We start from the raw sequence: 24,606 nt of genomic DNA, 5'->3' as shown, positions 1-24,606 counted from the left end.
GCCCGGCGCTCTGATCAGCAGGGCCGCCGGGACTAAGGTGTTGAGCTATCGCGCCGCTCTTTCCCCTCTCATTGGTCATGGCCTGCCATGACCCGTTTCAGCCAATAGGACGTCCTTCCCATGTGTGCCGATCTTCCCGACTATAAAGACACGTTGAACCTTCCCCAAACTGATTTCCCGATGCGCGCAGGCCTGCCACAGCGCGAGCCTGATTGGCTGGCCCGTTGGGAGAAAATTGGCGTATATAAACGCCTGCGCGACAAGGCGGCAGAGGCGGCTAAGGCAGGCGCGCCACGCCCACCATTCGTGCTGCATGATGGCCCCCCCTATGCCAATGGTAATCTGCATATCGGTCATGCACTGAACAAAGTGCTGAAGGATATGGTTGTGCGCAGCCAACAGATGATGGGCCATGAGGCGCGCTACATTCCTGGTTGGGATTGTCACGGCCTGCCCATCGAATGGAAGATTGAGGAGGCCTATCGCGCCAAAGGCCAAGATAAGGATAAGATTGACGTTGTCGATTTTCGTCAGGAATGCCGCCGCTTTGCCGAAGGGTGGATTGATGTGCAGCGCGCGGAGTTCAAGCGCCTTGGCGTAACAGGGAATTGGGACAAGCCATACCTCACCATGGATTTCCACGCCGAGGCGGTGATCGCTGGCGAGTTTATGAAATTCCTGATGAACGGCGCGCTTTACCAAGGCTCGAAGCCCGTGATGTGGTCGCCCGTTGAAAAGACCGCATTGGCCGAAGCGGAAGTGGAATATCACGACCGCCAGACCGATGCGATTTGGGTGCCGTTCAAGGTGCAGAATTCTGGCGCGCTTGGTGGTGCTTTTGTCGTGATCTGGACAACCACCCCTTGGACGATTCCGCAAAACCGCGCGATTTGTTTTGGCCCTTCGATTTCCTATGGGCTCTATGAGGTCACCGCGACCCCTGACGAATGTTGGGCCAAGGTTGGTGATCGCTATCTTGTAGCTGATAAACTGGCCGAGGATGCGCTTGGGGCCATGCGTCTTGAGGCGGGCCACTACACGCGCCTGCGTGACGTCAGCGCCGATGAATTGGCCACGCTTGTCACCCATCACCCGCTGCATGGGGCTGAGGGCGCGAATGGCGAATGGGATTTTGAGGTCAAACTCTTTGCAGGCGACCATGTCACCGATGATGCGGGCACGGGTTTCGTGCATACCGCGCCAAGTCACGGGGATGATGACTATCAAATCGGCCTCAAGCATGGGCTTGAGATGACCTATAATATTCTGGATGACAGCAGTTTCCGCGCTGATCTGCCCTTCTTTGCAGGGCTTCGCGTCATCGAAGAAAACGGCAAGGCGGGCAAGGCCAATAAGGCCGTGATCGACAAGCTGGTTGAGGTTGGCGGCCTGCTGGCCCGCCGCCGCATCACCATCTCGGACGCACATAGCTGGCGTTCAAAAGCGCCTGTGATCCGCCTGAACCGCCCGCAATGGTTTGCAGCCATTGATCGCGAGATTGGCGGGGATGACACCTATGGCAAGACCATCCGCGAACGCGCGCTGCGCTCGATTGATGAATTGGTGACATGGACACCCCAGACCGGGCGCAATCGTCTGCATTCGATGATCGAGGCGCGGCCCGATTGGGTTTTGTCGCGGCAACGTGCATGGGGTGTGCCGCTCAGCTGCTTTGTCAAAAAAGATGCACAGCCAAGTGACCCCGATTTCTTGCTGCGCGATGACGCGGTGAATGCCCGCATCCTTGAGGCTTTTGAGGCTGAGGGCGCAGATGCATGGTATAAGGAGGGGGCCAAAGCCCGCTTCTTGGGCAATGAATATGACCCAGATGCCTATGAGCAGGTCTTTGATATCTTGGATGTTTGGTTCGACTCTGGCTCGACCCATGCCTTTGTCTTGCGGGATCGCGAAGATGGCTCAGAGGACGGGATTGCCGATCTCTATCTCGAAGGCACAGACCAGCATCGCGGGTGGTTCCATTCCTCGATGTTGCAGGCTTGCGGCACAATCGGTCGCGCGCCCTATCGCGGTGTTCTGACCCATGGCTTCACGCTGGATGAGAAGGGCATGAAAATGTCCAAATCCTTGGGCAATACGGTCGCGCCGCAGGCGGTGATTGACCAATATGGCGCCGATATTCTGCGCCTATGGGTGGCACAGTCAGATTATACGGCTGATCTGCGCATCGGGCCTGAGATCTTGAAGAACGTGGCCGACAGCTATCGCCGTTTGCGCAACACGATGCGGTTTATGCTTGGCTCATTGGGTGACTTAACGGAAACCGACCGCACAGAAGCCTCCGATATGCCCGAGTTGGAGCGGTTCATCCTGCATCGTTTGTCAGAGTTGGATCGGATCGTGCGCGAAGGCTATGCAAAATATGATTTCCAAGGCGTGTTCCAAGCGCTGTTCAATTTTGCGACCACTGATTTGTCGGCCTTTTACTTCGATATCCGCAAAGACGCGCTTTATTGTGATGGTGATACTGCGCAACGCCGTGCTGCGCGCACAGTTTTGGATCACCTATTCCAACGCCTGACCACTTGGCTTGCGCCGATTTTGACCTTCACCATGGAGGAGGTCTGGCTTGAGCGGAACAAAGACCCTGAGGCCTCAGTGCATCTGGTGGATTTCCCCAACACCCCTGCGGCGTGGCATGATCCAGACTTGGCCGCGAAATGGGCGATGATCCGCCGTGCGCGCCGCGTGGTGACAGCCGCGCTTGAGGTGCAGCGCCGTGACAAGGTGATTGGGGCCTCCCTGGAAGCCGCGCCTGTGATCTACGTGGCAGATGCCGCAATGCGCGCAGCGCTGCAATCCGTGCGGTTCGAGGATTTGGTCATCACTTCTGCAGTGACGCTGAGCGATGAGGCGATGCCCGCGGATGCCTTCACTTTGCCCGAAATTGAGGGGGTTGGTGTGGTCTTTGCCAAAGCGGATGGCGAAAAATGTGCGCGCTGTTGGAAGATCCTGCCTGATGTGTGCAGCCACAGAAATGCCCATGTTTGCGGGCGCTGCGACAGCGCGTTGACCTGAAAATCGCAATCTCGTGACTTGGAACCTGACCCGAAAGGGTTAGGGTCCTTTTTATGTTCAAGAAATGAAGGACGGATCATGTCGGAAAATGCGCCATATACCCCGCCAAAGGTTTGGGTTTGGGACAAGGAGAATGGCGGCAAATGGGCGGGTCTGAACCGCCCGATTGCAGGGCCTACCCATGACAAGGATTTGCCGCGGGGCGATCATCCGTTTCAGCTTTATTCATTAGCCACACCCAACGGGGTAAAGGTCACGGTGATGTTCGAGGAATTGCTCGCCGCGGGTCATGCGGCGGAGTATGACGCGTGGCTGATCCGTATCGGGGATGGCGATCAATTCGGGTCTGGCTTTACCGATGTGAACCCCAATTCGAAAATTCCTGCGCTAATGGACTATTCTGGCCAAACCCCTGTGCGCGTTTTTGAATCGGGCGCGATTTTGATGCATTTGGCCGAAAAATTTGGCGCCTTCTTGGGCCGCCCAGAGGATCGGCCAGAACTCTTGTCGTGGCTCATGTGGCAAATGGGAAGCGCGCCCTATTTGGGCGGCGGTTTTGGGCATTTCTATGCCTATGCCCCATTTGCGCAAGAATACCCGATCAATCGTTTCGCAATGGAGGTGAAGCGCCAGTTGGATGTGCTTGATCGTCATCTTGCAGGGCGCGATTGGATGGTGGGCAATGAGATAACCATTGCCGATATTGCCATTGCCCCATGGTATGGCCGCCTTGTGCGCGGTGAGGCCTATGACGCGGGCGAGTTTCTCTCTGTGCATGACTATAAAAATGTGGTCGCTTGGGCCGAGCGGTTCTATGCCCGCCCTGCTGTGCAGCGCGGTGCGATGGTCAACCGCACCTATGGCCCTCTTGAAGGGCAATTGCACGAGCGTCATTCTGCCGATGATTTCCTGAACCGCACGCAGGATAAAATCGGCGGGTGATTACTCCGCGAAATGCAACTCGGCTGCGCCCGCCTGCATAACAGCTTGGGCGCGGTCAAAACGTAAGTACGCCAGTGCTTGATCCTCAGAAATGCTATGAAGCTGCCCGATTTCGCGGCCGTTCGCGGTGATGAGGTCGCCTTCCGCAGCTGTGCCGCTGACCGTGACCCGCGCCAGCCCTTTGCGCAACTCGGTCTTGTGTTTCATCCGTGCTGTCACCTCTTGGCCGACATAGCACCCTTTTTTGAAATCCACGCCATTTAGGCGCTCAAATCCAAGTTCTAGGATATAGCTGTCATTGGGGATCAGTTCTCGCCCATGTTCAGGGATCAAATGGGCAATGCGCGTGGTTTTCCATCCTGCTGCATCCCATAAGTTGGGCAAGCCAGGCTGGCCATAGGCGCGCCAACCAAGGGCAGGGTCACGTGGATCAGCATATGCCCCTTTTGGCAGGGTGCCATGCCCCACGGCCACTGTCATATCCGAGAGGGTCAGCGCCACATCTGCGCGCAGCTTATACATCGACAAACGCTGCATCAGCGGTGTGGCCAAATCACCGTCCACATCAAGCAAAACGCAATCGCCGCGATTCAGCATGAAAAAATCAGCCAGATACTTACCTTGCGGGCTCAGGATTGCGCTGTAGCGCAGCCCCTCGGTATCTCGAGGGAGGGCATTGCTGGTCAAGCCTTGCAAGAATTTCTCGCGGTCAGACCCTGATACCTCAATGATTTTACGATTTTGTGGCTGCTCTTTGGTCATGGCGCTGTTTCCCTTATCTTGACCAGAGAGCTAATCATTCTTGCGCTCTTGCCAAGGCCGCCAGAGTAATTGAAATTACGCAAAGACGCAAAAGCCTGTGCCTTGCTTTTTGCCGATTTCAACAAAGGGACACTTACATGAGCCTTGCCAATGGTCGTCACTATCTTGCCATTCCGGGCCCTTCGGTCATTCCTGATCGCGTGTTGCAGGCCATGCATCGTCCCGCGCCGAATATTTATACTGGCGAGTTGGTCGAAATGGTGCATGGGCTGATCCCTGATCTCAAGGCGGTTGGTCGTGCGCAAAACGCCAATGTGGCGATTTATATTGCCAATGGTCATGGTGTCTGGGAGGCGGCGCTGTGCAACACGCTGTCGCGGGGCGACAAGATTTTGGTGCTTGGCACGGGGCGCTTCTGCCTTGGATGGGGCGAGTTTGCGGCGGGTCTGGGTATTGACTGCGAGATTATTGATTTTGGCCCTCAATCCGATATCGACATGGCCCGCGTGGCTGAGGCCTTGGCGGCAGATAAGGCCCATGAGATCAAGGCCGTTCTCGCGGTGCAGGTGGATACCTCTAGCAGTGTGCGCAATGATATTTTAGCCCTGCGGCAGACCTTGGATGCAGCGGGGCACCCCGCGTTGTTGTTCTCTGACAACATCGCCTGCCTCGCCTGTGATGCGTTTGAATTTGACGCATGGGGTGTGGATGTGATGGTCACAGGCAGCCAAAAGGGTTTGATGACCCCTCCCGGGATTGGGTTTGTTTATTTCTCGGAAAAAGCGGATCAAGCGCGGGAACTGGCCAATTGTGTGACGCCCTATTGGGATTGGCGGCCCCGTGTGAATCCGACCGAATTTTACAAATATTTCAACGGCACTGCGCCGACCCATCACCTCTATGGGTTGCGTGTGGCTTTGGACATGATCTTGCATGAAGAAGGGTTGGAGGCCGTTTGGGCGCGCCATGCGACTTTGGCCCGTGCCGTATGGGCGGCCTTAGATCGTTGGGGTGCGAATGGCCCTGTTGCGGCCAATATTGCTGATCCTGCGAAACGCTCGCATGCCGTGACCACGGTGGATATGGGCACGGGGAATGGTGCAAAGATGCGGGATTGGATGACGGCCACGGCGGGCGTGACACTTGGCATCCCGTTGCAGGGGTTGCGCCCTGACCCTGCGCGCGCGGTTGATTTCTTCCGTATCGGCCATATGGGGCATGTGAATGCGCATATGGTTTTGGGCCTTTTGGGCAGTTTGCAAGCGGGCATGAAGGCGATGCAGATCCCGCATGACCCAACTGGGTTAGAGGCCGCGATTGAGGTCATTGGCGAAGCAGGCTGATCTAGCCAAGGGCGGCAAGCGCCTTTGGCAATTCTGCCTCAAGATGTGCCAACATCGCGGCATCCCCGCATGAGATGCGGATTGTGCGATTGAGCGGGGCGATCGCGGGCATGCGGAGAAATACGCCGCGCTTGGTCAACTCTTTAAGAAGCGCAGCTGCATAGGCGCCATCGCGCCTGCAATCCACCGCCACGAAATTCGTGGCCGAAGGCAGCGGCGTTAAACCATTCTGTTGCACGATACGGGCAATCTCGGCGCGGGCTTGGGTGATTTTCTGAACGGTCAGGTTGAGATAATCTTGATCCTTCAGGGCCGCCAAAGCGCCCGCTTGTGCGATACGCCCTATCCCAAAATGGTTGCGGATTTTGTCAAAGGCACGGATCAGCTCGTGATGGCCGATGGCATAACCCACGCGAAGCCCGGCAAGACCATAGGCCTTGGAGAAGGTGCGCATTCGGATCACGCGGGGATGGCTGACATCCATCGCAGGAATGGCCTCTTGCGGCGCGGTATCGGCATAAGCCTCGTCCAAGATCAGCACCGTCTCAGGGGGCAGTGCGGCGACAAGCCGTTCGATTGCCTCGGCCTTGTGCCATGTGCCCATAGGATTGTCGGGATTTGCAAGATAAAGCAGCTTTGCACCGCTCGCCTGCGCCGCCGCAAGCAGTGCTTCAGGGTCTTCGTGATCTTCTTTGTAGGGCACAGCTGTAACCTGCCCGCCGAACCCCGCGACATGGTAAAGAAAAGTGGGGTAAGCCCCAAGCGAGGTGACGACAGGATCCCCCTCGGCCACCAACAGCCGTACCAAATATCCAAGTAACCCGTCTATCCCTTCGCCTACCACGATGTTTTCAGGCGCGACCCTATGGTGCGCTGCAAGGGCATGGCGCAAATTATGGAGTTCTGGGTCGCCATACATCCACACATCGCGCGCTGCGGCCTGCATTGCGGCGATCGCCTTGGGTGAAGGGCCAAAAACACTTTCATTGGCGCCAAGCCTTGCGACAAAGTCAAAGCCTTGCGCGCGTTCTTGCGCCTCGGGGCCGACAAACGGCACTTTTGCAGGCAAGCTATCAATAAGCTTGGTGTAGCGTGGGCTGGTCATGAAATGGCTTGATCCTCAGGCCCCGTATGGAACCCAAACGGTTTTGACTTCAGTTGCTTCTTCCAAAAATACCACGCCCTCACAAGCGGGATTCCGCCAATCGAGGCTTTTGCCCTTAAAGCCTGCCAGACCCCAACTGCGCTTGAGGTTGAGAGAGGCCTTCGTATCAATGAGATGCGCCTCTATATTTGCATTGAAATTCCAGATTGCATCAACGGCCATATGCGCTGCTAAATCTGCGGCCATCTCGGATGGGTCGCCCGTCACAATATTGATAACGCCTGCGGGCACATCGGATGTGTCGAGCACTTGATAGAAATCGGTCATCGCAAGACCACCTTCCAAACTGGGCAGGAGAACCACGCGGTTCCCCATCGCGACCGCAGGCGCAAGAAGCGAAATTGCGCCCAAGAGCGGGGCGTTTTGCGGGGCGATAATGCCGATCACCCCGACCGCCTCGCGTAGCGCCATCGCCAAGCCGCGCAAGGGCACGGCCCGCGCTTCGCCTGCGAATTTGTCGGCCCATGCGGCATAGCTGAACAGGCGGCTTAGGCTTGTTTCAACCTCCGCTTTGGCGGTGGCTTTGGATTGTCCTGTGAGATCACAGAGACGTTCCGCAAATTCCTGTCCGCGTGCCGCTAAATTTTCGGCGAAGTAATACAGGATTTGCGCGCGACTATGGGCGGGCATCGTGCCCCATCCTGACGCGGCTTCCGCAGCCTCAACGGCGTTGCGAATATCCTTGCGGTTGCCGCGGCCCAATTGGCCAAGCATGTCGCCCGATTTTGACCAAATTGGAATGACGTGGCCGCCATCAGGGCGCGCTTGTTTGCCGCCGATGTAGAGTTTGGCGGTGCGGTCTATCGCGGGTGTATTCGCCTGCTTGAGCGTTGCAGGGGCGGGGTGGCGCACTGGCTTTTCAATTTTGGTCAGGGGAAGCGGTGCCTTCATATAGGCGCGCAGCCCCTCAACCCCACCTTCACGACCAACCCCTGATTGACGCACCCCGCCAAAGGGCGCGGCAGCGTCAAACATATTGGTGCCATTGACCCAGACAACACCCGCTGCCAATTTCGGGGCAATATCAAGCGCAAGGCTGATATTCTCGCTCCAGATTGACGCGGCAAGGCCGTAACGCGTGTTATTGGCAAGGCTCACAGCCTCCTCAGGGGTGCGAAACCGCGCGGCCACAAGAACGGGGCCAAAAATTTCTTCCTGCATCAGGGGGTGGGCGGTGCCAAGATCGGTGATCAGCATGGGCGGCAAAAAGCAGCCTGTCTCAGGCAAGACACATTCAGGGCTGAATGCATCAACACCCGCCACCATGTCGCGCACGCGGGTGGCTTGGCTGTCATCAACCATCGCGCCGATGTCGATGGATTTATCCAGCGGATCACCCACGCGCAGTTTCGCCATCCGCGCCCGAATTTTGGCATAGACCTCATCGGCCACGCTGTCCTGCACCAACAGGCGTGACCCCGCGCAACAGACCTGCCCTTGATTGAACCAAATCGCATCAACCAAGCCCTCAACAGCGCTGTCGTGATCGGCATCATCAAAGACGATGAAAGGCGATTTGCCGCCCAATTCGAGGCTGAGTTTCGTGCCTGATCCTGCGCGGGCTTGATAAATTTTGCGCCCAACTTCGGTTGAGCCTGTGAAGGCTAATTTGTCGATACCTGCATGCGCGGCCAAATAGGCGCCCGCCGTGCCATCCCCTGTTATGATATTCACAACACCTTTGGGCAGGCCAACCTCCTGACAGATTTCTGCGAACAAAAGGGCGGTCAACGGGGTGAATTCCGCGGGCTTTAACACAACCGTATTGCCCGCGGCCAAGGCAGGGGCAATTTTCCACGCGAGCATCAAAAGCGGAAAGTTCCAAGGTATGATTTGCCCACAAACGCCAAGCGGTTGATGGTCTTCGGCCACAGTTCCGCGCAATTGGGCGAGGCCTGCATGATAGTAGAAATGTCGCTGAGCAAGCGGGATGTCGACATCGCGTGCCTCGCGTATTGGCTTGCCATTGTCGAGAGTTTCGAGAACTGCAAAGAGGCGACTGTGTTTTTGCAAAGCCCGCGCCAAAGCATAAAGGTAGCGCGCACGCGCATGATCGCTGAGCCGTGACCATGGCCCAAAGGCCTTTTGTGCCGCGCTAATGGCCGTGTCTATCTCGGTTTCAGTTGCTTGCGCGATATGCGCCAGAACCTCACCGCGGGCAGGATTGCGGGTTTCGAAATGATCTTGGCCCTTAGTGAAGCTGCCATTGATGAAATGTCCAAACTGGCCATGATGCCCCGCAATCCATGCGCGCGCCTCAGTATCGGCTTCGGGCGCGGTGCCATAGTCCATGGTTTCGAAAATTTCGGTTATATTCATGATCTGCCTCAGGCCATCGGGTGATTGTAACGGGCGGAATAAGCACCCGTGGCTTGGTGTTCGAGTTGGCGTTCAATATCACCAAGAAGAGATGACGTGCCAAAGCGGAAAAGCTGCGCAGACATCCAAGCTTGTCCCAATTCTTCTTTCATCAGCGCCAGGTAGGTCAGCGCGTCCTTCGCTTTGGAAATGCCGCCTGCGGGTTTATAGCCGACCTTAAACCCTGTGCGCGCCTCATAAGCGCGGATTGCGCGGATCATGGTCAGGCTGACGGGTAGGGTGGCATTGACCGCTTCCTTACCTGTTGAGGTCTTGATGAAATCTGCGCCCGCCATCATGCAAACGAGGCTTGCGCGCGCGACATTGCGCAATGTACCAAGCTCACCCGTGGCTAAGATCGCTTTGACATGAGCCGCGCCGCAAGCGGTGCGAAACTCTCGCATCTCGTCATAAAGAGCCTGCCAATTCCCCTCGAGGACGTGGCGGCGTGAAATCACAATATCGATTTCCTGCGCGCCCGCGGCTACGCTTTCCTTGATTTCCGCCACCCGCAGATGAAAGGGTGAGAGGCCCGCAGGAAAACCTGTGGATACCGCTGCCACAGGGATGCCGCTGCCCTCAAGCGCCTTAAGCGCGGGCTCGACCATGTCGTGAAAGACGCAGACCGCCCCCACTGTGATCTGCGGCAGTCCCAGACGCTCTAGCACATCTGCGCGCACGGGCTGCTTGGCCTTTTCACAAAGCCGCGCCACCCGCGCCTTGGTGTCATCGCCTGACAATGTGGTCAGGTCTATCATCGTTACGGCGCGGGCAAGCCATGCTGTTTGATATGCCTTTTTCACGCTGCGCCTTGTGCCAATTGTGGCTGCGCGCCGTTCAATTGCAGATCGATTTGCTGTCGCGCGCGCAACCCAATCAAGGTCTAGCGCCATTCCCTCGTTGCGGGGAAGGTGCAATTGCGGCAGCTGCGCATGGCCCGTCTGGTGGCCCGTTGCGGCAAAAGTTTTGGTGGTTTGGGTCATGTTTTGGCGTCACTCATACAGTCAGCTCTTACGCTTACACGCGCGGCGATGCTTGGCAAGGTGGTGACAGGGGTAGAATTGAGCGTTAAGGGAGAGACGACGCTTTAGCCCAAACTTTTGAAAGCCCTGCCCGATGTCCTTTGATCGCTCGATAAAAATCGCCCCGTCTATTCTCTCTGCAGATTTTGCCAATTTTGGTGCAGAGATCCGCGCCATTGAGGCGCAAGGGGCGGATTGGGTGCATATTGATGTCATGGATGGGCATTTCGTGCCGAACCTCACCTTTGGCCCGCCTGCGGTGAAGGCCTTTCGGCCTCATGTGAAAACGGTCATGGATGTGCATCTGATGATCGCGCCTGTTGACCCTTATATTGATGCCTATGCGGATGCAGGGGCAGATATTTTGACCGCGCATATTGAGGCGGGCCCGCATATTCACCGCACGCTGCAGGCCATTCGTGGTGCAGGCATGAAAGCTGGGGTGGCATTGAACCCTGGAACACCCGCCGACAGTGTCGCGCATCTTTTGGATTTGTGTGATTTGGTTTGCGTTATGACGGTCAACCCAGGCTTTGGCGGACAGAAATTTATTGATCTGACGGACAAAATCTCGCGTCTGCGCGCGATGATCGGGGATCGTCCGATCCATATTGAGATCGATGGGGGCGTTGATCCCGTAACCGCTCCACTGGTGGCTGCCGTGGGCGCGGATGTGTTGGTTGCAGGCTCAGCCGTTTTCAAGGGCGGCTCGGTTGATCGCCCTGAGCTTTACGGCGACAATATCGCGTCTATCCGAAAAGCAGCCGCATCCGCGCAATAAAAAAGGCGCGCCAAACTGCGCGCCTTTGGATTGGGTTGTCTAAAAGAGTGGCTATGCTTTATTGGGGCCCGCCTCAAGCACATCTTCCAAGGTGCGCAGGCCTGTGCGGGGGGCTTGAACCAACACGGACATATTGCCGGGCTTGTGTTGGTTGTTTAGCATTTTGCCATGCGCATCGGGCAACTCGGCCCATGGCATGACCTCGGACATACACGGATCAAGACGGCGCTCGCACATTAGGCGATTTGCAGCTGCAGCTTGCTTAAGATGGGCAAAGTGGCTGCCCTGCAAGCGCTTTTGATGCATCCACATATAGCGCACATCAAAGGTGCAGTTGAACCCTGTCGTGCCCGCACAGATAACAACCATGCCGCCCTTTTTGCACACGAGAGTTGAGACGGCGAAGGTCGATTCACCTGGGTGCTCAAACACCATATCGACATTCACGCCTTTGCCAGTGATGTCCCAAATTGCTTTGCCAAAACGGCGGGCCTCTTTTAGCCACGCGTTATATTCTGGGGTGTTCACCTTGGGCATTTGACCCCAGCAGTCAAATTCCTTGCGATTGATCACACCTTTTGCGCCAAGGCTGAGGACGTAGTCGCGCTTGCTTTCATCTGAGATGACGCCAATCGCATTCGCGCCTGCGGTGTTGATCAACTGAATGGCATAGACACCAAGCCCACCTGATGCCCCCCAGACCAGAACATTCTGGCCAGGTTTTAACTCATGCGGGTGATGGCCAAACAGCATACGATAGGCCGTGGCGAGGGTCAGAGTGTAGCACGCGGATTCTTCCCAAGTCAGATGCTTGGGGCGTGGCATTAACTGCTGAGCCTGCACACGGGTAAACTGGGCGAATGACCCGTCGGGGGTTTCATAGCCCCAAATGCGCTGTGTCGGCGAGAACATTGGATCACCGCCATTACATTCTTCGTCATCCCCGTCATCTTGGTTGCAGTGGATGACGACCTCGTCCCCAACTTTCCAAGATTTCACTTTGTCGCCAACGGCCCAAACAATGCCTGCGGCATCAGAGCCAGCGATGTGATAGGGGGCGCCATGCCCATCGAAGGGGCTAATCGGTTGACCCAAGCCCGCCCAAACGCCGTTATAGTTCACACCCGCAGCCATAACCAAAACCAAAACTTCTTGGCTGTCGATGCTGGGTGTTTCTACGACCTCAAGCTGAAATGCTTTGTCGGGCGTGCCGTGGCGCTCTTTCCGGATGGCCCATGCGTGCATTTTTGGCGGCACATATCCCATTGGAGGCATCTCGCCCATATCATAGAGGTCTTTTTCGGGCGCCTCGTAGTGGAGGGGCGTCTGATTGCTGTCCAAAGCCATTGGGGCCTCCGTAAATTGCGCCCCAGGGGGCGTATGGTGCTGCGATGCGGAATCGCTGATGTGCTATTGCAGCATTGAATATCAAGTGCTGCGCAACAATTCAAATAAAAATACAAATTTTGAGAAATAAAATGTCTCACATAATGTGAATTCTCGCTTTTTTAGTCGCATCAGCTTGCCAAGATCATAGGCAGATATTCGTTAATATGTTGATTTTATTATAAATTATTTTCGGCCGATGGGCGCGTACCTTTATTCTGCATTGCAGCGAATTGACAGAGACATAAAGTTTTCCATATACCTCTATTTAAGTAAGGATATTGCTAAATACGAATCTGGAGGGCGCTGATGGCCGAGATGCAGAAAGATAAGCCTTGGTTGATCCGCACCTATGCGGGTCATTCTACTGCCAAAGCCTCGAACGCGCTGTATCGGAGCAATCTGGCCAAAGGCCAGACGGGCCTATCCGTTGCCTTCGATTTGCCTACCCAAACGGGATATGACAGCGACCATGCGCTTGCGCGCGGTGAGGTGGGTAAGGTCGGCGTGCCCGTCAGCCATTTGGGTGATATGCGCACCCTATTTGAGAATATCCCACTGGAGCAGATGAACACCTCAATGACCATTAACGCGACTGCGCCTTGGCTTTTAGCGCTCTATATCGCGGTGGCTGAGGAGCAGGGCGCCGAGGTGGCGGCCCTTCAAGGCACAGTGCAAAACGATCTCATCAAAGAATACCTGTCGCGCGGGACATATATTTGCCCCCCTGCGCCGTCTCTGCGGATGATCGCAGATGTGGCTGAGTATTGTTATACGCATGTGCCAAAATGGAATCCGATGAATGTCTGCTCGTATCACCTGCAAGAGGCGGGTGCGACACCCGAGCAAGAACTGGCATTCGCCCTTGCGACAGGGATTGCGGTTCTTGATGCGCTAAAGCCCCGCGTGGCAGCAGAAGATTTCCCCGCACTTTGTGGTCGCATCTCCTTTTTTGTGAATGCGGGCATCCGTTTTGTGACCGAGATGTGCAAGATGCGCGCTTTTGTTGATCTCTGGGATGAAATTTTAGAACAGCGCTATGGCGTGGAAGACCCTAAATTTCGCCGCTTCCGATATGGGGTTCAGGTGAACTCTCTCGGTCTGACAGAGCAGCAGCCTGAAAATAATGTCTATCGCATCCTGATTGAGATGCTCGCCGTGACATTGTCGAGACGCGCCCGCGCGCGGGCGGTGCAATTGCCTGCATGGAATGAGGCCTTGGGCCTGCCGCGCCCATGGGATCAGCAATGGTCGATGCGGATGCAGCAGATCATGGCCTATGAAACCGATTTGTTGGAATATGGCGACCTTTTTGACGGCAACCCTGTGGTGGATGCCAAGGTTGAGGAATTGAAATCAGGTGCGCGGGCCGAATTGGCCAATCTCGACTCGATGGGCGGCGCGATCATGGCGATTGATTACATGAAAGCGCGTTTGGTCGAAGCGAATGCTGACCGTGTGGGGGGGATTGAGCGGGGCTACACCACTGTTGTCGGCGTCAACCGCTTTACGCAATCAGAGTCTTCGCCTTTGGTCGATGAAGAGGGCGGGATCATGGTTGTTGATCCTGCCGTCGAGGCCGACCAAATCGGGCGCCTTACTGCGTGGCGCGCCGCACGTGATAGCGCCGCTGTCGAGGCAGCTTTGGCGCGATTGTGCGATGATGCAACTGCAGGGCGCAATGTCATGCCCGCCTCGATTGACGCCGCAAAAGCAGGCGTGACGACTGGCGAATGGGCCGAGGTCATGCGCGCCGTGCATGGTCAATACCGTGGCCCAACGGGTGTTTCGAAATCTGTGTCGAACAAAACCGAAGGTCTGGAGGATATCCGTGCCGCCGTGGATGCGGTCAGCGATAAACTGGGCCGCCGTCTTAAGTTTATGGTGGGCAAGCCCGGACTTGATGGGCATTCCAACGGGGCGGAACAAATCGCCTTCCGCGCGCGCGATTGTGGAATGGATATCAGCTATGAGGGTATCCGCCTGACGCCCGAGGAAATCGTTCAAGCGGCCCTTGCGGAAGAACCCCATGTTATTGGCCTGTCGATCCTATCAGGCAGCCACGTGCCTCTGGTCGAGCAATTGATGGGGCATTTAGAGGCTGCAGGATTGGGACATTTGCCTGTGGTTGTCGGCGGGATTATCCCAGAGGCGGATGAAAAGCGCCTTTTGTCTATGGGTGTGGCACGGGTTTATACACCCAAGGATTTCGAATTAAATCGTATTATGTTTGATATCGTGGCCTTGGTTGAACCATGTTCCGTTGCGGCTGAGTAAATAATAACGTGCTATATTTTCAATAATTATAGCGCGCGCATTAAATATATTCCTGTTGCCAATATATAATTACAGGCTTAATCCTTCTGCTAGTTTGAAATTCCAAACGGGTTGGAGGCATTATGTCTATTGTTCTTTCAAAAATGTCGAAAGATGAGCTTGTCGCACTTCAAAAAGATGTCTCAGCGGCAATTAAAGATTTTGATAAACGGAAAAAGAAAGAAGCCCTGATTGCAGCCCAAAAAGCGGCGCAAGAATTTGGGTTTAGCCTTGAAGAGGTGTTGGGCGGTCGTAAAGCGGGTGCTAAAGTTGCGCCACGCTATCTTAACCCCAGCAATCCTGACCAAACATGGACGGGCCGTGGCCGCAAACCCCTTTGGGTTGTGGACGCGTTGAATTCTGGAAAATCTTTGGATGATCTAGCGATCTAAATTGAATAAAGCCGCCCAAAATGGGCGGCTTTTTCTTTTAAATGGCAACCACATCTAAAGGTGGAAAGCCATTAAATCCTACGGATGCATAGGTTGATGTATAGGCCCCGCAGGCGCGGATAATGATTTTATCTCCGCCCTTCAGCCCAAGCGGCAATTGCATGGGCCGCTTTTCATAGAGAACATCCGCGCTGTCACAAGATGGGCCTGCAAGAATGCAGGGGCCCGTGACTTCGTGGTCACGCTCTGTGATGAATTGATAACGGATCGCCTCATCCATTGTCTCGGCAAGGCCTGAGAATTTGCCAATATCAAGATAAACCCAACGGCATAGGTCATCGGTTGATTTGCGCGAGACAAGCAGCACCTCTGCGGCGATCATGCCCGCCTCACCGACCAGACCGCGGCCAGGCTCGGCCATGATCTGCGCCACATCCCCAAAGCGGGCGTGAACCTGATCCATAACGGCGCGGGCATATGCGGTGGGGTGTGGGATGTCATCGCCGTAAAATGCGGGGAAACCGCCCCCGATATTGAGCAAGTCCAAACCATGCCCTGCGGCTTGCGCGGCGTGCCAAACGGCGGCAATCTGATCAAGTGTATCAGCCCACATCATCGGATCACGGGTCTGGCTGCCCACATGGAAGGACAGGCCGCGCGGGGTCAAACCAACCGCGTGGGCGTGCTCGATCAGGCCCAATACAGTCTCGCGGCTTGTGCCAAATTTGCGTGTCAGCGGCCAATCGGCACCCGAGGCTTCGACAATCACGCGGATATAGACCTGGGCATTTGGGGCATGGGCCGCAATTTTGTCCAACTCTTCCACCGCATCGGCGGCAAAGAGTGTGATTCCTTGCGCATGGGCATAGGCAATATCGGCAGGCCGCTTAATCGTGTTGCCATATGAGATATGCGCAGGCCGCGCGCTATGGGCCAAGCAGGCCTCAATCTCGGCGCGAGAGGCCGCGTCAAAATGCGCGCCAAGACCTACAAGACGGGCCAAGATTTCAGGCGCAGGATTGGCTTTGACCGCGTAATGAATATCCGCATGGCCCAAGCCCGCTTTGAGTGCGTGATACTGTGCTTCGATCCGCTCAAGATCCAGAACAAGGGTTGGGCGATCAAAGCTTGTGCTGCGGATATAGCCCAACAGACGGGCATCGGGATCAACGGGTTGAGAAATAGCTTCGCAAACCGAAGGCTCGGCAAATGTAGCATTCATAGGCATCTCCAATAGACATGGGCCGAAACTCGACCAGACGTTCCAAGGGAGACGTTACCGTCGCTACATTAACCGCGTGGGTGCTAGCCCACCTCGCCAGAGGCGCGTGCGTTGGCGTCTGTGCGCGGGCGTTTGCATCACCTGCGATCAAATAGCAAGAAGTTTTTTGCAGCCCGCCTCACAAACCATGGCTGCGGTCGTAACCATTGGCGGGGCGGGGGGTAAAATCAGCGGTCAACTCGCTGTCAAACACCTCCACCAACATCGGGTGGCAGGTGGCGCTGTCAGAGGAATGCTCCGCCCCGCAATCCCCACCCGGACAGGCAGAGAGCGCACCCAAAAGATCCATCTCGGCAAGGAAATCGAGATGATCCCCCGCGCGCGCGGGCGTGGCCTTCATGAAATATTGGCCCGTATCACGGGTGAACCCTGTGCACATAAACACGTTGAGCACGTCATGCACCGCCATCTCGGCCTCGGTCAAAGATAGGCCGCGATGTGAGGCCAGCGCGCGGGTCAGGTTGGAATGACAGCAGTGGTGATACTGCCCGCCAGACAGCAGGTTATGCGTATAGGGGTCGCAGCGCGTGCCGATCACATCATGCACCGCGCCGCCAAAATCATCGCGCCCATACCACGCCAAACTATCCTCAAGGATCAGGGCCATGGCGCGCAGATGCGGAAGGTTGGAATAAAGCGTGTGGCCCGTGCTGACATGGCTACCATGGATGGCGCGGGTTTTGCCCGAAAAGAACCGCTCGGACAGGTCATGCGCATTCCATAGGTTGAGATCCCCCACCTGTGCCCCTTGCGGCAGGGAGATGCGGAAGGATTGCCCTGCCTTCACCTCGAAACAGGCCGCTTCGCGCGGGGGGATCAGCACCTCGGCCGTTTTGCGCCAATGCTTGCGCGCGCGCGCCATACGGACGGGGTCGGGCGCGGGCAGGCTGTCGGTGGGATAGCAGATCACAGGCGCCACCGTGCGGCGCGCCTCGGCATCGTTTGGGGCCGTTATATGGTCTGTCATAGTGCTCCCTCCTGCATTACTTGGGCAGTTGTAATTTCACAGTGCAATTCTCCGTCTCAAATGGAGAAGTGGTATTTGAGCAAGAAGGCGCTTTTTATGCGATATTGAGCTACGCGGATTTGATTTATGTGATTTCGGATTCCTATGAGCGGCTACAAATTTATTGTCTGTCAACATAGTGCTGAAAACTAAAAGGGCCTTTGGGCCCCTTTTTCTTTCACCTCATAACTGCCGTTCCACCATCATCTTTTTGATATTGGCGATAGCCTTGGCGGGATTTAGGCCTTTGGGGCACGTTTTGGTGCAGTTCATGATCGTGTGGCAGCGATAGAGTTTGAACGGATCTTCCAGCTCGTCCAAACGCTCGCCCGTGGCCTCGTCACGGCTGTCGATGATCCACCGATAGGCGTGCAGAAGCGCGGCTGGTCCAAGGTAGCGATCGCCGTTCCACCAATAGCTAGGGCAGGAGGTGGAGCAGGAAGCGCACATCACACATTCATAAAGCCCATCCAGTTTTTTGCGGTCTTCGACGGATTGGCGCCATTCCTTTTCAGGGCGCTGCGTTTTCGTCTCAAGCCAAGGCATGATCGAGGCGTGCTGCGCGTAGAAATGGGTCAGGTCGGGTATCAAATCCTTGACCACGGGCATATGGGGCAGCGGATAGATTTTCACATCGCCCTTGATCTCATCCATGCCATAGATACAGGCCAGTGTGTTGATCCCGTCAATATTCATCGCGCAAGACCCACAAATTCCCTCGCGGCACGAACGGCGGAAGGTGAGCGTTGGGTCGATCTCGTTTTTGATCTTGATCAGCGCGTCCAAAACCATCGGCCCGCAGTTGTCCATATCCACCCAATAGGTGTCGACACGGGGGTTTTGCCCGTCATCGGGATTCCAGCGATAAATCTGGAATTTGCGCAGGTTTGTAGCCCCCTCGGGCTTGGGCCAAGTTTTGCCCGTTGTGATATGCGAATTCTTTGGAAGTGCGAGTTCTACCATGGTCGTCTCCGTCTCACTGGCTGCCCGTTTCGGGGTAGAGGGGTGTTTCGGGCGCTTGGCCCGTCAATCTGATAACGCAGGTGGTGTAGACATCTCCGGGGTCGCGCCCTGCGAGGTAGTCTGAGGAAAGGCCGATTTGCATACCCGCAGATGTGCCGCCAGTGCCAACACCGACCGCAATCTGGGTTTGCGGTCGTGTCGCCGCGTCTGCGCGTTGGCGGCATTGTGCTTCTGCCTGCGCCAATGTGGGCGGTGCGGGGGGCGTGCAGGCGGCCATCAGCGCCACAGCAAGGAGGGGCCTAGTACGTATCATGGCCTGCAGTCCCACCGCATTCTCCCTTAGTAAACCCGCGCTTTCGGGGCAATTTTCTTGAGGTCAATCCCGCCTTCTTCATGCGTGGTCAGCGGGTCAAGATGAACGGGGCGATAATCGAGCGCCACTTTTTGATCCTCAACCACCGCAAGGCTGTGCTTGCGCCATGTTTTGTCATTGCGGTCGGGATAATCCTCATGCGCATGTGCACCACGGCTCTCTTTCCGCGCCTCAGCCGAGACGATGGTGGCCAAGGCGTTTGGCATCAGGTTGGTCAGTTCCAATGTTTCCATCAGGTCTGAGTTCCACACGAGGCTGCGATCGGTGACTGATAGGTCATCCATCTTGGCGGCGACCGCCTCCATTTTTGCGCACCCTTCCGAAAGGGTCTTATCGGTGCGGAAAACAGCCGCATCGGCCTGCATGGTTTTCTGCATCTCAAGGCGCAATTCGGCTGTGGCGACCGTGCCCTTCGCATGGCGCAACCCATCAAAGCGAGCCAAAGCTGCATCAAGACTGGCTTGGTTCAACGCAGGGTTAGGGGTGTTAGGATCGACAACCTTGCCTGCGCGGATTGCGGCAGCACGGCCAAAGACTACAAGGTCGATCAGCGAGTTTGATCCAAGGCGGTTGGCACCATGCACCGAGGCGCAGCCTGCCTCACCCACGGCCATCAGGCCAGGAACCACCGCATCGGGATTGTCCTTGGTGGGGTTCAAGACCTCGCCCCAATAATTGGTGGGGATGCCGCCCATATTGTAATGCACAGTCGGCAGCACGGGGATTGGTTCGCGTGTTACGTCCACGCCTGCAAAAATCCGTGCGCTTTCCGAGATGCCGGGCAAACGTTCTGCCAAGGTTTCGGGCGGCAGGTGGTTGAGGTGCAGGAAGATATGATCCTTTTCCTTACCAACGCCACGGCCTTCGCGGATTTCCATTGTCATACAGCGTGAAACCACATCGCGTGACGCTAGATCCTTGTAGGTTGGGGCATAGCGCTCCATGAACCGCTCGCCCTCTGAGTTGGTCAGATAGCCGCCTTCGCCGCGCGCGCCTTCCGTAATCAAGCAGCCTGCGCCGTAAATCCCCGTGGGGTGGAATTGAACGAATTCCATGTCCTGCAGGGGCAGACCATGACGCGCGACCATGCCGCCGCCGTCGCCTGTGCAGGTATGCGCTGAGGTTGCGCTGAAATAGGCGCGGCCATAACCGCCTGTGGCCAGAACGACCATCTTGGCATTGAAGGCGTGCAGCGTGCCATCGTCCAATTTCCAAGCCAGAACGCCTTGGCACTGACCGTCTTGAGACATGATCAGATCAGTTGCGAAATATTCGATGTAGAAATTCGCGTTATTCTTCAACGACTGGCCGTAGAGTGTGTGCAAAATCGCGTGACCTGTGCGGTCTGCGGCGGCGCACGTGCGCTGCACGGGCGGGCCTTCGCCAAATTCAGTGGTATGGCCGCCAAAGGGGCGTTGATAAATCTTGCCTTCTTCGGTGCGCGAGAATGGAACGCCATAATGTTCCAATTCATAAACCGCCTTGGGCGCTTCACGGGCGAGGTATTCCATCGCATCCGTATCGCCAAGCCAGTCCGACCCTTTGACTGTGTCATACATATGCCACTGCCAACTATCAGGCCCCATATTGCCAAGTGAGGCTGCGATGCCCCCTTGTGCCGCAACAGTATGAGAACGGGTTGGGAAAACCTTGGTCACACAGGCGGTCTTAAGACCCTGTTCTGCCATGCCCAAGGTCGCACGCAGGCCCGATCCGCCCGCGCCAACAACGACAACGTCATAGCTGTGGTGATGAATTTCGTAGGAAGCGGTCATGTTCCGTCTGCTCCTGTTTGTCTGTTCATAACGCGAGTTTTGTAATCGCGAAAAGCCCGATCGCCATCAGCCCGTAGGAGATGATCGAAAAGGCGATGAGAAGGCCTTTGCGGGTCAAGCCGCCGGTGTAATCTTCAACCACCACTTGGATGCCGAGGCGGAAATGGTGGAGGCCCACGATCAACATCAGCGCGATAATCAGCGCGCGCAGCGGATGACCGAGAGCTGCGATCACCGCGTCATAAGGTTGGCTCAAAAGTGGCCCGAAGGTGAACACGAAAAGCGGGGTCAGAACCATGAGCGCCACCGAGGTGAGGGTCATTGTCCAAAAATGTTCTGTGCCTGAGCGAGCAGAACCAAGGCCGATCACGCGTTTGCGGTCTGTTGCGAATTTCATAACCTATGCCTTTCCTGCCTTAGACAAAGATGAGGGTGAGAATGGTCAGCACCACCGCGCCCACAATCATGGCCCATCCCATGCGGTCTGCTGCCTCAAGCTCTAGCCCGCGGCCAGTGTCCCAGATCAGGTGACGCAGTCCGCCAAGCGTGTGATACCACAGCCCCAATACGGAAAGCGTCATCACGACATCTCCAAGCATCGATGTCATCAGCCCGTCCACGAGATCGAAATAGGCCTTCCCTGTCGCTGCGGCCAATAGCCACCAAACGATAAGCAAAGCCGAGCCAAGCATCGCGATACCCGTGATGCGGTTTAGGATTGATGTCGCGGAATTGAGCTGTTTGCGATAAATCTGCAAATGCGGCGACAAAGGGCGATTGCCCCGATTTACGTCTGCCATTCTGGGAACCCTCTCAGGCTGTCTTGGTCTGGTCGTCTGTTCAACGACCATCCATACCCGAATTTTCGCCCCTGTCACGGGGGGAGTGAACGCTAACAGGTGAATTAAGGGCAAAATTAGGTGATTTATTGCCGCAGTTGGCCCTTTGTGATCACATTGAGAAATCCTGTGTTCACTAAATTTCTGTGGAATCTCAGCGTGGCATGAGTGTCCAGTAATCCAGATCAAGCAACACATGGGGCAGATATTTGCCTGCCTCATCGCGCAGCTGTCCTGCGGTGCCTGCCGCGCTGGTGGCAACCAATCGAAGGCGCAGCGCGCCGATATCTGGCGATGCAGTCTCAGCTTTGTCCAACACTTCAGACCACGCGCGGATTGTCGTGCCTGCAAAGCATGGGTTGGCATGGGCACCCGCGTTTATGCCTGCAATCATCTGCGCATTGGCCAAGCCATTAAAGGACAAAGCCCGCGCCATGGAGATGACATGTCCCCCATAGATCAATCGCTGGCCGTCATCACGGAAGGTCGCGTCAAAATGCACTTTGGCCGTATTCTGCCATAGGCGGGTGGCCATCATATGTTCGGCCTCCTCGATGGTGACGCCGTCCACATGGTCGATCACCTCGCCAATTTCATAATCTCCCCAAAGATGCGGCTCTCCTGCCAGAGTGGTCGGGTAATTGGCGAAAGTAAGGCCTTGGGGAATAGCCAAATCGTCTGGTGCAATGACCTTTGCCAAATCTGGGATCACGGTTTCTGGTGCGGCGGCATCAAGATTGTTTTTGCGCACCATGACCCAACGCACATAATCAAGCACCACATCGCCATTTTGATTGCTGCCTTGTGTGCGCACATAGACCACGCCAGATTTGCCGTTGGAATTTTCCTTGAGGCCAATGACCTGACTTTTTGAGGTCAGGCTGTCACCTGCGTAGGCGGGCTGCAAAAACCGCCCCTCAGCATAGCCCAAATTAGCAACGGCATTGAGCGAAATATCTGGCACAGTTTTGCCAAAGACGATATGGAAGGTGATCAGGTCATCCAATGGGCTTTGAGCTAGCCCGCAGGATTGGGCAAAAGCATCAGAGGAATGCAACGCGTGGCGTGCAGGATAGAGCGCGTGATAGAGAGCCCGCTCTCCATCCGAAACTGTGCGCGGAACGGCATGCTCAATCACTTGGCCGAGGCGATAATCCTCGAAAAAATTGCCAGAATTGGTTTTCATGCCGCCATTCCTTTGCGTGTTCATTGCTGACCGAGTTTCATATCGGGGTGATAGGCATCTGCGATTGTCTTTGTCACTGCCTGCGCGCAGCGCATTTTGTTGGTGCTTGGATCAAAGGCATAGGATGGGCTGCCATAGAGCACCCATCCCTTCGCTAGCGCATTCGACACTTTGTGGCAGAAGGCCGATGTGTCCTCTTCGGTGAGAAGCCTATAAATTACGTTTGCCTCAGCCATAGGGGAAATACCCCAGTAATGTGTGGATATAGCCCACAATGCCCATTACGATGATCCCGATGACAAAGGCCAAGATGTCCTTGACGATACTTGGATTGGCGGGACGCACCCAATCGCGATCTTGGCGATTGATGATGATGACTGAGGCCACGGCCCAAGCCAACATTCCCCCAAACAAAATGATTGAGGCCAAATCGCCATTCACCAAGAGATGGGCAATAGCCCAAGCCTTAATCGCAGACAGTTGTTTGTGGCGGATGCGGGCCGAGAGGGTGCCTGACATGTGCGAAAGCGCGAACAACCAAAACGCGATCAGCACCAAAAGATTGTTGATATGAGTGAAGAAGGCTGGGGGTGACCAAAACTGCACAACGGGTGCTGCACGATAGCCGATGATCATCAGCACAACACCTGCAAGCATCGCAAGGGTCAGGATCAGCCGACCTTTAGGATCCCCCATGTTGGCACGAAAATCAGGTGCAAGCCGTTTGACCCAATGCCCGCCCGCGAACAGGACAAGCCCAGGGATGAGAAGGAGATAGCCCATTAAATTTGCTCCAATTCTGCGATTGCTTCTGCTTTTGCAAGCATGGCACGGCCTGTCTCGACATGGAGGTTTTCAACGATTTTACCATCTACAACCGCGACCGCCTCGCCACGCGCGATGGCGGCATCATAGGCGTCTATCTGTCGTCGGGCGAGGTCAATTTCAGGCACAGACGGAGAAAAGACCTTATTAGCAATCTCAAGCTGCGCGGGATGGATCAAGGTTTTTCCATCCATGCCCCAATCGCGCCCCTCAAGGCATTCGGCATGAAGACCATCTTCATCCTTGAACGCGTTATAAACCCCATCAATACAGACAATCCCATGGGCGCGTGCGGCCATGAGGCAGGATTGCAGCGCGAAATGCATCGCGCCTCTGGTGCGCGATCCTAGATCCTTGGCCAAATCGTTCGTGCCCATGATGAAACCGGCCATGCGCGGGGCTGCGGCAATCGCGGCGGCATTCAAGATGCCCAGTGGCGTTTCCATCATCGCCCAAATCTGGGTATCCCGCGCTGCGGGTATTGTGTCGAGTAGGGCCGCAACTGCCTCAATATCCGCGGCGGTGTTCACTTTTGGCAGTAAGATCGCTTCAGGGCCAATCGCGGCGAGAGCCACCAGATCATCCTTGCCCCAGACCGTGTCGCTGCCGTTGATCCGCACGATTTGTGCGCGCTTGCCATAGCCGCCCAGTTGCAGGCGATTTTTAAGAATGTGACGCGCTGCTATTTTCTCATCAGGGGCGACCGCATCCTCAAGATCAAAGATAATCGCATCAGTTGGAAGCGTCTGCGCCTTCTCCAAGGCACGTTCCTTAGAGGCAGGAATATAGAGAACGGAGCGATAAGGGCGGGTGCTGCGTGCGGATGGATCGGACATATGGCTCCCTTTGGGCTG

At 55.9% G+C, this 24,606-nt stretch carries 22 protein-coding genes; 6 read left to right on the top strand and 16 right to left on the bottom strand.

Going from position 1 to position 24,606, the window contains the following annotated elements; genetic code table 11:
* Positions 1–120 precede the first annotated feature (120 nt).
* Together ileS and yghU are read left to right on the top strand one after the other, a co-directional pair.
* Positions 121–3,036, top strand: coding sequence for an isoleucine--tRNA ligase (ileS, locus tag AAC637_RS06140; RefSeq protein ID WP_340302758.1), 2,916 nt, complete (start codon positions 121–123; stop codon positions 3,034–3,036).
* Between the two features lie 78 nt (positions 3,037–3,114).
* Entirely contained in the window at positions 3,115–3,978 is an 864-nt protein-coding gene (yghU, locus tag AAC637_RS06135) for a glutathione-dependent disulfide-bond oxidoreductase (protein ID WP_317656471.1), read from the top strand.
* On the opposite strand, the gene ygfZ is transcribed toward yghU, so the two are convergent.
* Entirely contained in the window at positions 3,979–4,740 is a 762-nt protein-coding gene (ygfZ, locus tag AAC637_RS06130; protein WP_340302757.1) for a CAF17-like 4Fe-4S cluster assembly/insertion protein YgfZ, read from the bottom strand.
* Between the two features lie 137 nt (positions 4,741–4,877).
* Between ygfZ and AAC637_RS06125 the strand changes: the two genes are divergently transcribed.
* Positions 4,878–6,083, top strand: coding sequence for a pyridoxal-phosphate-dependent aminotransferase family protein (locus tag AAC637_RS06125; RefSeq protein ID WP_340302756.1), 1,206 nt, complete (start codon positions 4,878–4,880; stop codon positions 6,081–6,083).
* A 1-nt stretch (position 6,084) separates the two neighbouring features.
* On the opposite strand, the gene AAC637_RS06120 is transcribed toward AAC637_RS06125, so the two are convergent.
* Genes AAC637_RS06120 through deoC form a run of 3 tightly spaced genes read right to left on the bottom strand, consistent with a single transcriptional unit; the run spans position 6,085 to position 10,589 of the window.
* A complete protein-coding gene (locus AAC637_RS06120) occupies positions 6,085–7,188 on the bottom strand; it encodes a pyridoxal phosphate-dependent aminotransferase (RefSeq protein WP_340302755.1) in 1,104 nt (367 codons plus the stop codon).
* A 15-nt stretch (positions 7,189–7,203) separates the two neighbouring features.
* On the bottom strand, positions 7,204–9,567 hold the full coding sequence (locus AAC637_RS06115) for an aldehyde dehydrogenase family protein (protein WP_340302754.1): 2,364 nt from the start codon (positions 9,565–9,567) through the stop codon (positions 7,204–7,206).
* 8 nt (positions 9,568–9,575) lie between these two features.
* On the bottom strand, positions 9,576–10,589 hold the full coding sequence (gene deoC / locus AAC637_RS06110; protein WP_340302753.1) for a deoxyribose-phosphate aldolase: 1,014 nt from the start codon (positions 10,587–10,589) through the stop codon (positions 9,576–9,578).
* Positions 10,590–10,722: 133 nt separating this feature from the next.
* Here deoC and rpe point away from each other — a divergent pair, with 133 nt between their 5' ends.
* Complete coding sequence (rpe, locus tag AAC637_RS06105) at positions 10,723–11,409, top strand: ribulose-phosphate 3-epimerase (protein WP_340302752.1); 687 nt, start codon at positions 10,723–10,725, stop codon at positions 11,407–11,409.
* 51 nt (positions 11,410–11,460) lie between these two features.
* Here the strand turns inward: rpe and ccrA are convergent, their stop codons facing one another.
* Positions 11,461–12,756, bottom strand: coding sequence for a crotonyl-CoA carboxylase/reductase (ccrA, locus tag AAC637_RS06100; protein WP_340302751.1), 1,296 nt, complete (start codon positions 12,754–12,756; stop codon positions 11,461–11,463).
* 348 nt (positions 12,757–13,104) lie between these two features.
* Between ccrA and AAC637_RS06095 the strand changes: the two genes are divergently transcribed.
* Positions 13,105–15,072: a protein meaA gene (locus AAC637_RS06095; protein WP_340302750.1), complete on the top strand. Its 1,968-nt coding sequence runs from the start codon at positions 13,105–13,107 to the stop codon at positions 15,070–15,072.
* Between the two features lie 122 nt (positions 15,073–15,194).
* Entirely contained in the window at positions 15,195–15,503 is a 309-nt protein-coding gene (locus tag AAC637_RS06090; RefSeq protein ID WP_340302749.1) for an H-NS histone family protein, read from the top strand.
* A gap of 37 nt (positions 15,504–15,540) precedes the next feature.
* Here AAC637_RS06090 and AAC637_RS06085 read toward each other — a convergent pair whose 3' ends face one another.
* The 11 genes from AAC637_RS06085 to AAC637_RS06035 all read right to left on the bottom strand — a co-directional run bounded on the left by AAC637_RS06085 (position 15,541) and on the right by AAC637_RS06035 (position 24,588).
* A complete protein-coding gene (locus AAC637_RS06085; protein ID WP_340302748.1) occupies positions 15,541–16,725 on the bottom strand; it encodes a type III PLP-dependent enzyme in 1,185 nt (394 codons plus the stop codon).
* 178 nt (positions 16,726–16,903) lie between these two features.
* Positions 16,904–17,752 carry an urea carboxylase-associated family protein gene (locus AAC637_RS06080; protein ID WP_340302747.1) on the bottom strand — a complete coding sequence of 283 codons (849 nt, stop codon included), beginning with the start codon at positions 17,750–17,752 and terminating at the stop codon, positions 16,904–16,906.
* A gap of 222 nt (positions 17,753–17,974) precedes the next feature.
* On the bottom strand, positions 17,975–18,754 hold the full coding sequence (locus tag AAC637_RS06075) for a succinate dehydrogenase iron-sulfur subunit (RefSeq protein ID WP_340302746.1): 780 nt from the start codon (positions 18,752–18,754) through the stop codon (positions 17,975–17,977).
* A 13-nt stretch (positions 18,755–18,767) separates the two neighbouring features.
* Positions 18,768–19,067, bottom strand: coding sequence for a hypothetical protein (locus tag AAC637_RS06070; RefSeq protein WP_340252621.1), 300 nt, complete (start codon positions 19,065–19,067; stop codon positions 18,768–18,770).
* A gap of 26 nt (positions 19,068–19,093) precedes the next feature.
* Entirely contained in the window at positions 19,094–20,902 is a 1,809-nt protein-coding gene (sdhA, locus tag AAC637_RS06065) for a succinate dehydrogenase flavoprotein subunit (RefSeq protein WP_340252619.1), read from the bottom strand.
* A 25-nt stretch (positions 20,903–20,927) separates the two neighbouring features.
* Positions 20,928–21,299, bottom strand: coding sequence for a succinate dehydrogenase, hydrophobic membrane anchor protein (gene sdhD / locus AAC637_RS06060; RefSeq protein ID WP_340302745.1), 372 nt, complete (start codon positions 21,297–21,299; stop codon positions 20,928–20,930).
* A 19-nt stretch (positions 21,300–21,318) separates the two neighbouring features.
* Positions 21,319–21,702 (bottom strand): succinate dehydrogenase, cytochrome b556 subunit, encoded by a 384-nt coding sequence (sdhC, locus tag AAC637_RS06055; RefSeq protein ID WP_340261790.1) that lies wholly within the window; start codon positions 21,700–21,702, stop codon positions 21,319–21,321.
* A 193-nt stretch (positions 21,703–21,895) separates the two neighbouring features.
* Entirely contained in the window at positions 21,896–22,927 is a 1,032-nt protein-coding gene (locus AAC637_RS06050; RefSeq protein ID WP_340302744.1) for a MaoC family dehydratase, read from the bottom strand.
* Between the two features lie 20 nt (positions 22,928–22,947).
* Positions 22,948–23,163: a DUF1737 domain-containing protein gene (locus AAC637_RS06045; RefSeq protein WP_340302743.1), complete on the bottom strand. Its 216-nt coding sequence runs from the start codon at positions 23,161–23,163 to the stop codon at positions 22,948–22,950.
* Positions 23,156–23,710, bottom strand: a complete 555-nt coding sequence (locus AAC637_RS06040; protein WP_340302742.1) for an NnrU family protein — start codon at positions 23,708–23,710, stop codon at positions 23,156–23,158. Before AAC637_RS06040 ends, AAC637_RS06045 begins: the two co-directional genes overlap by 8 nt.
* A complete protein-coding gene (locus AAC637_RS06035; RefSeq protein WP_340302741.1) occupies positions 23,710–24,588 on the bottom strand; it encodes an HpcH/HpaI aldolase/citrate lyase family protein in 879 nt (292 codons plus the stop codon). The genes AAC637_RS06040 and AAC637_RS06035 overlap by 1 nt, the downstream gene beginning before the upstream one ends.
* Positions 24,589–24,606: the final 18 nt, after the last annotated feature.

The organism is Roseobacter sp. HKCCD7870 (genome assembly GCF_037830315.1).
Classification (GTDB): domain Bacteria; phylum Pseudomonadota; class Alphaproteobacteria; order Rhodobacterales; family Rhodobacteraceae; genus M30B80.
This window is presented reverse-complemented; position numbering and strand designations above follow the sequence as displayed.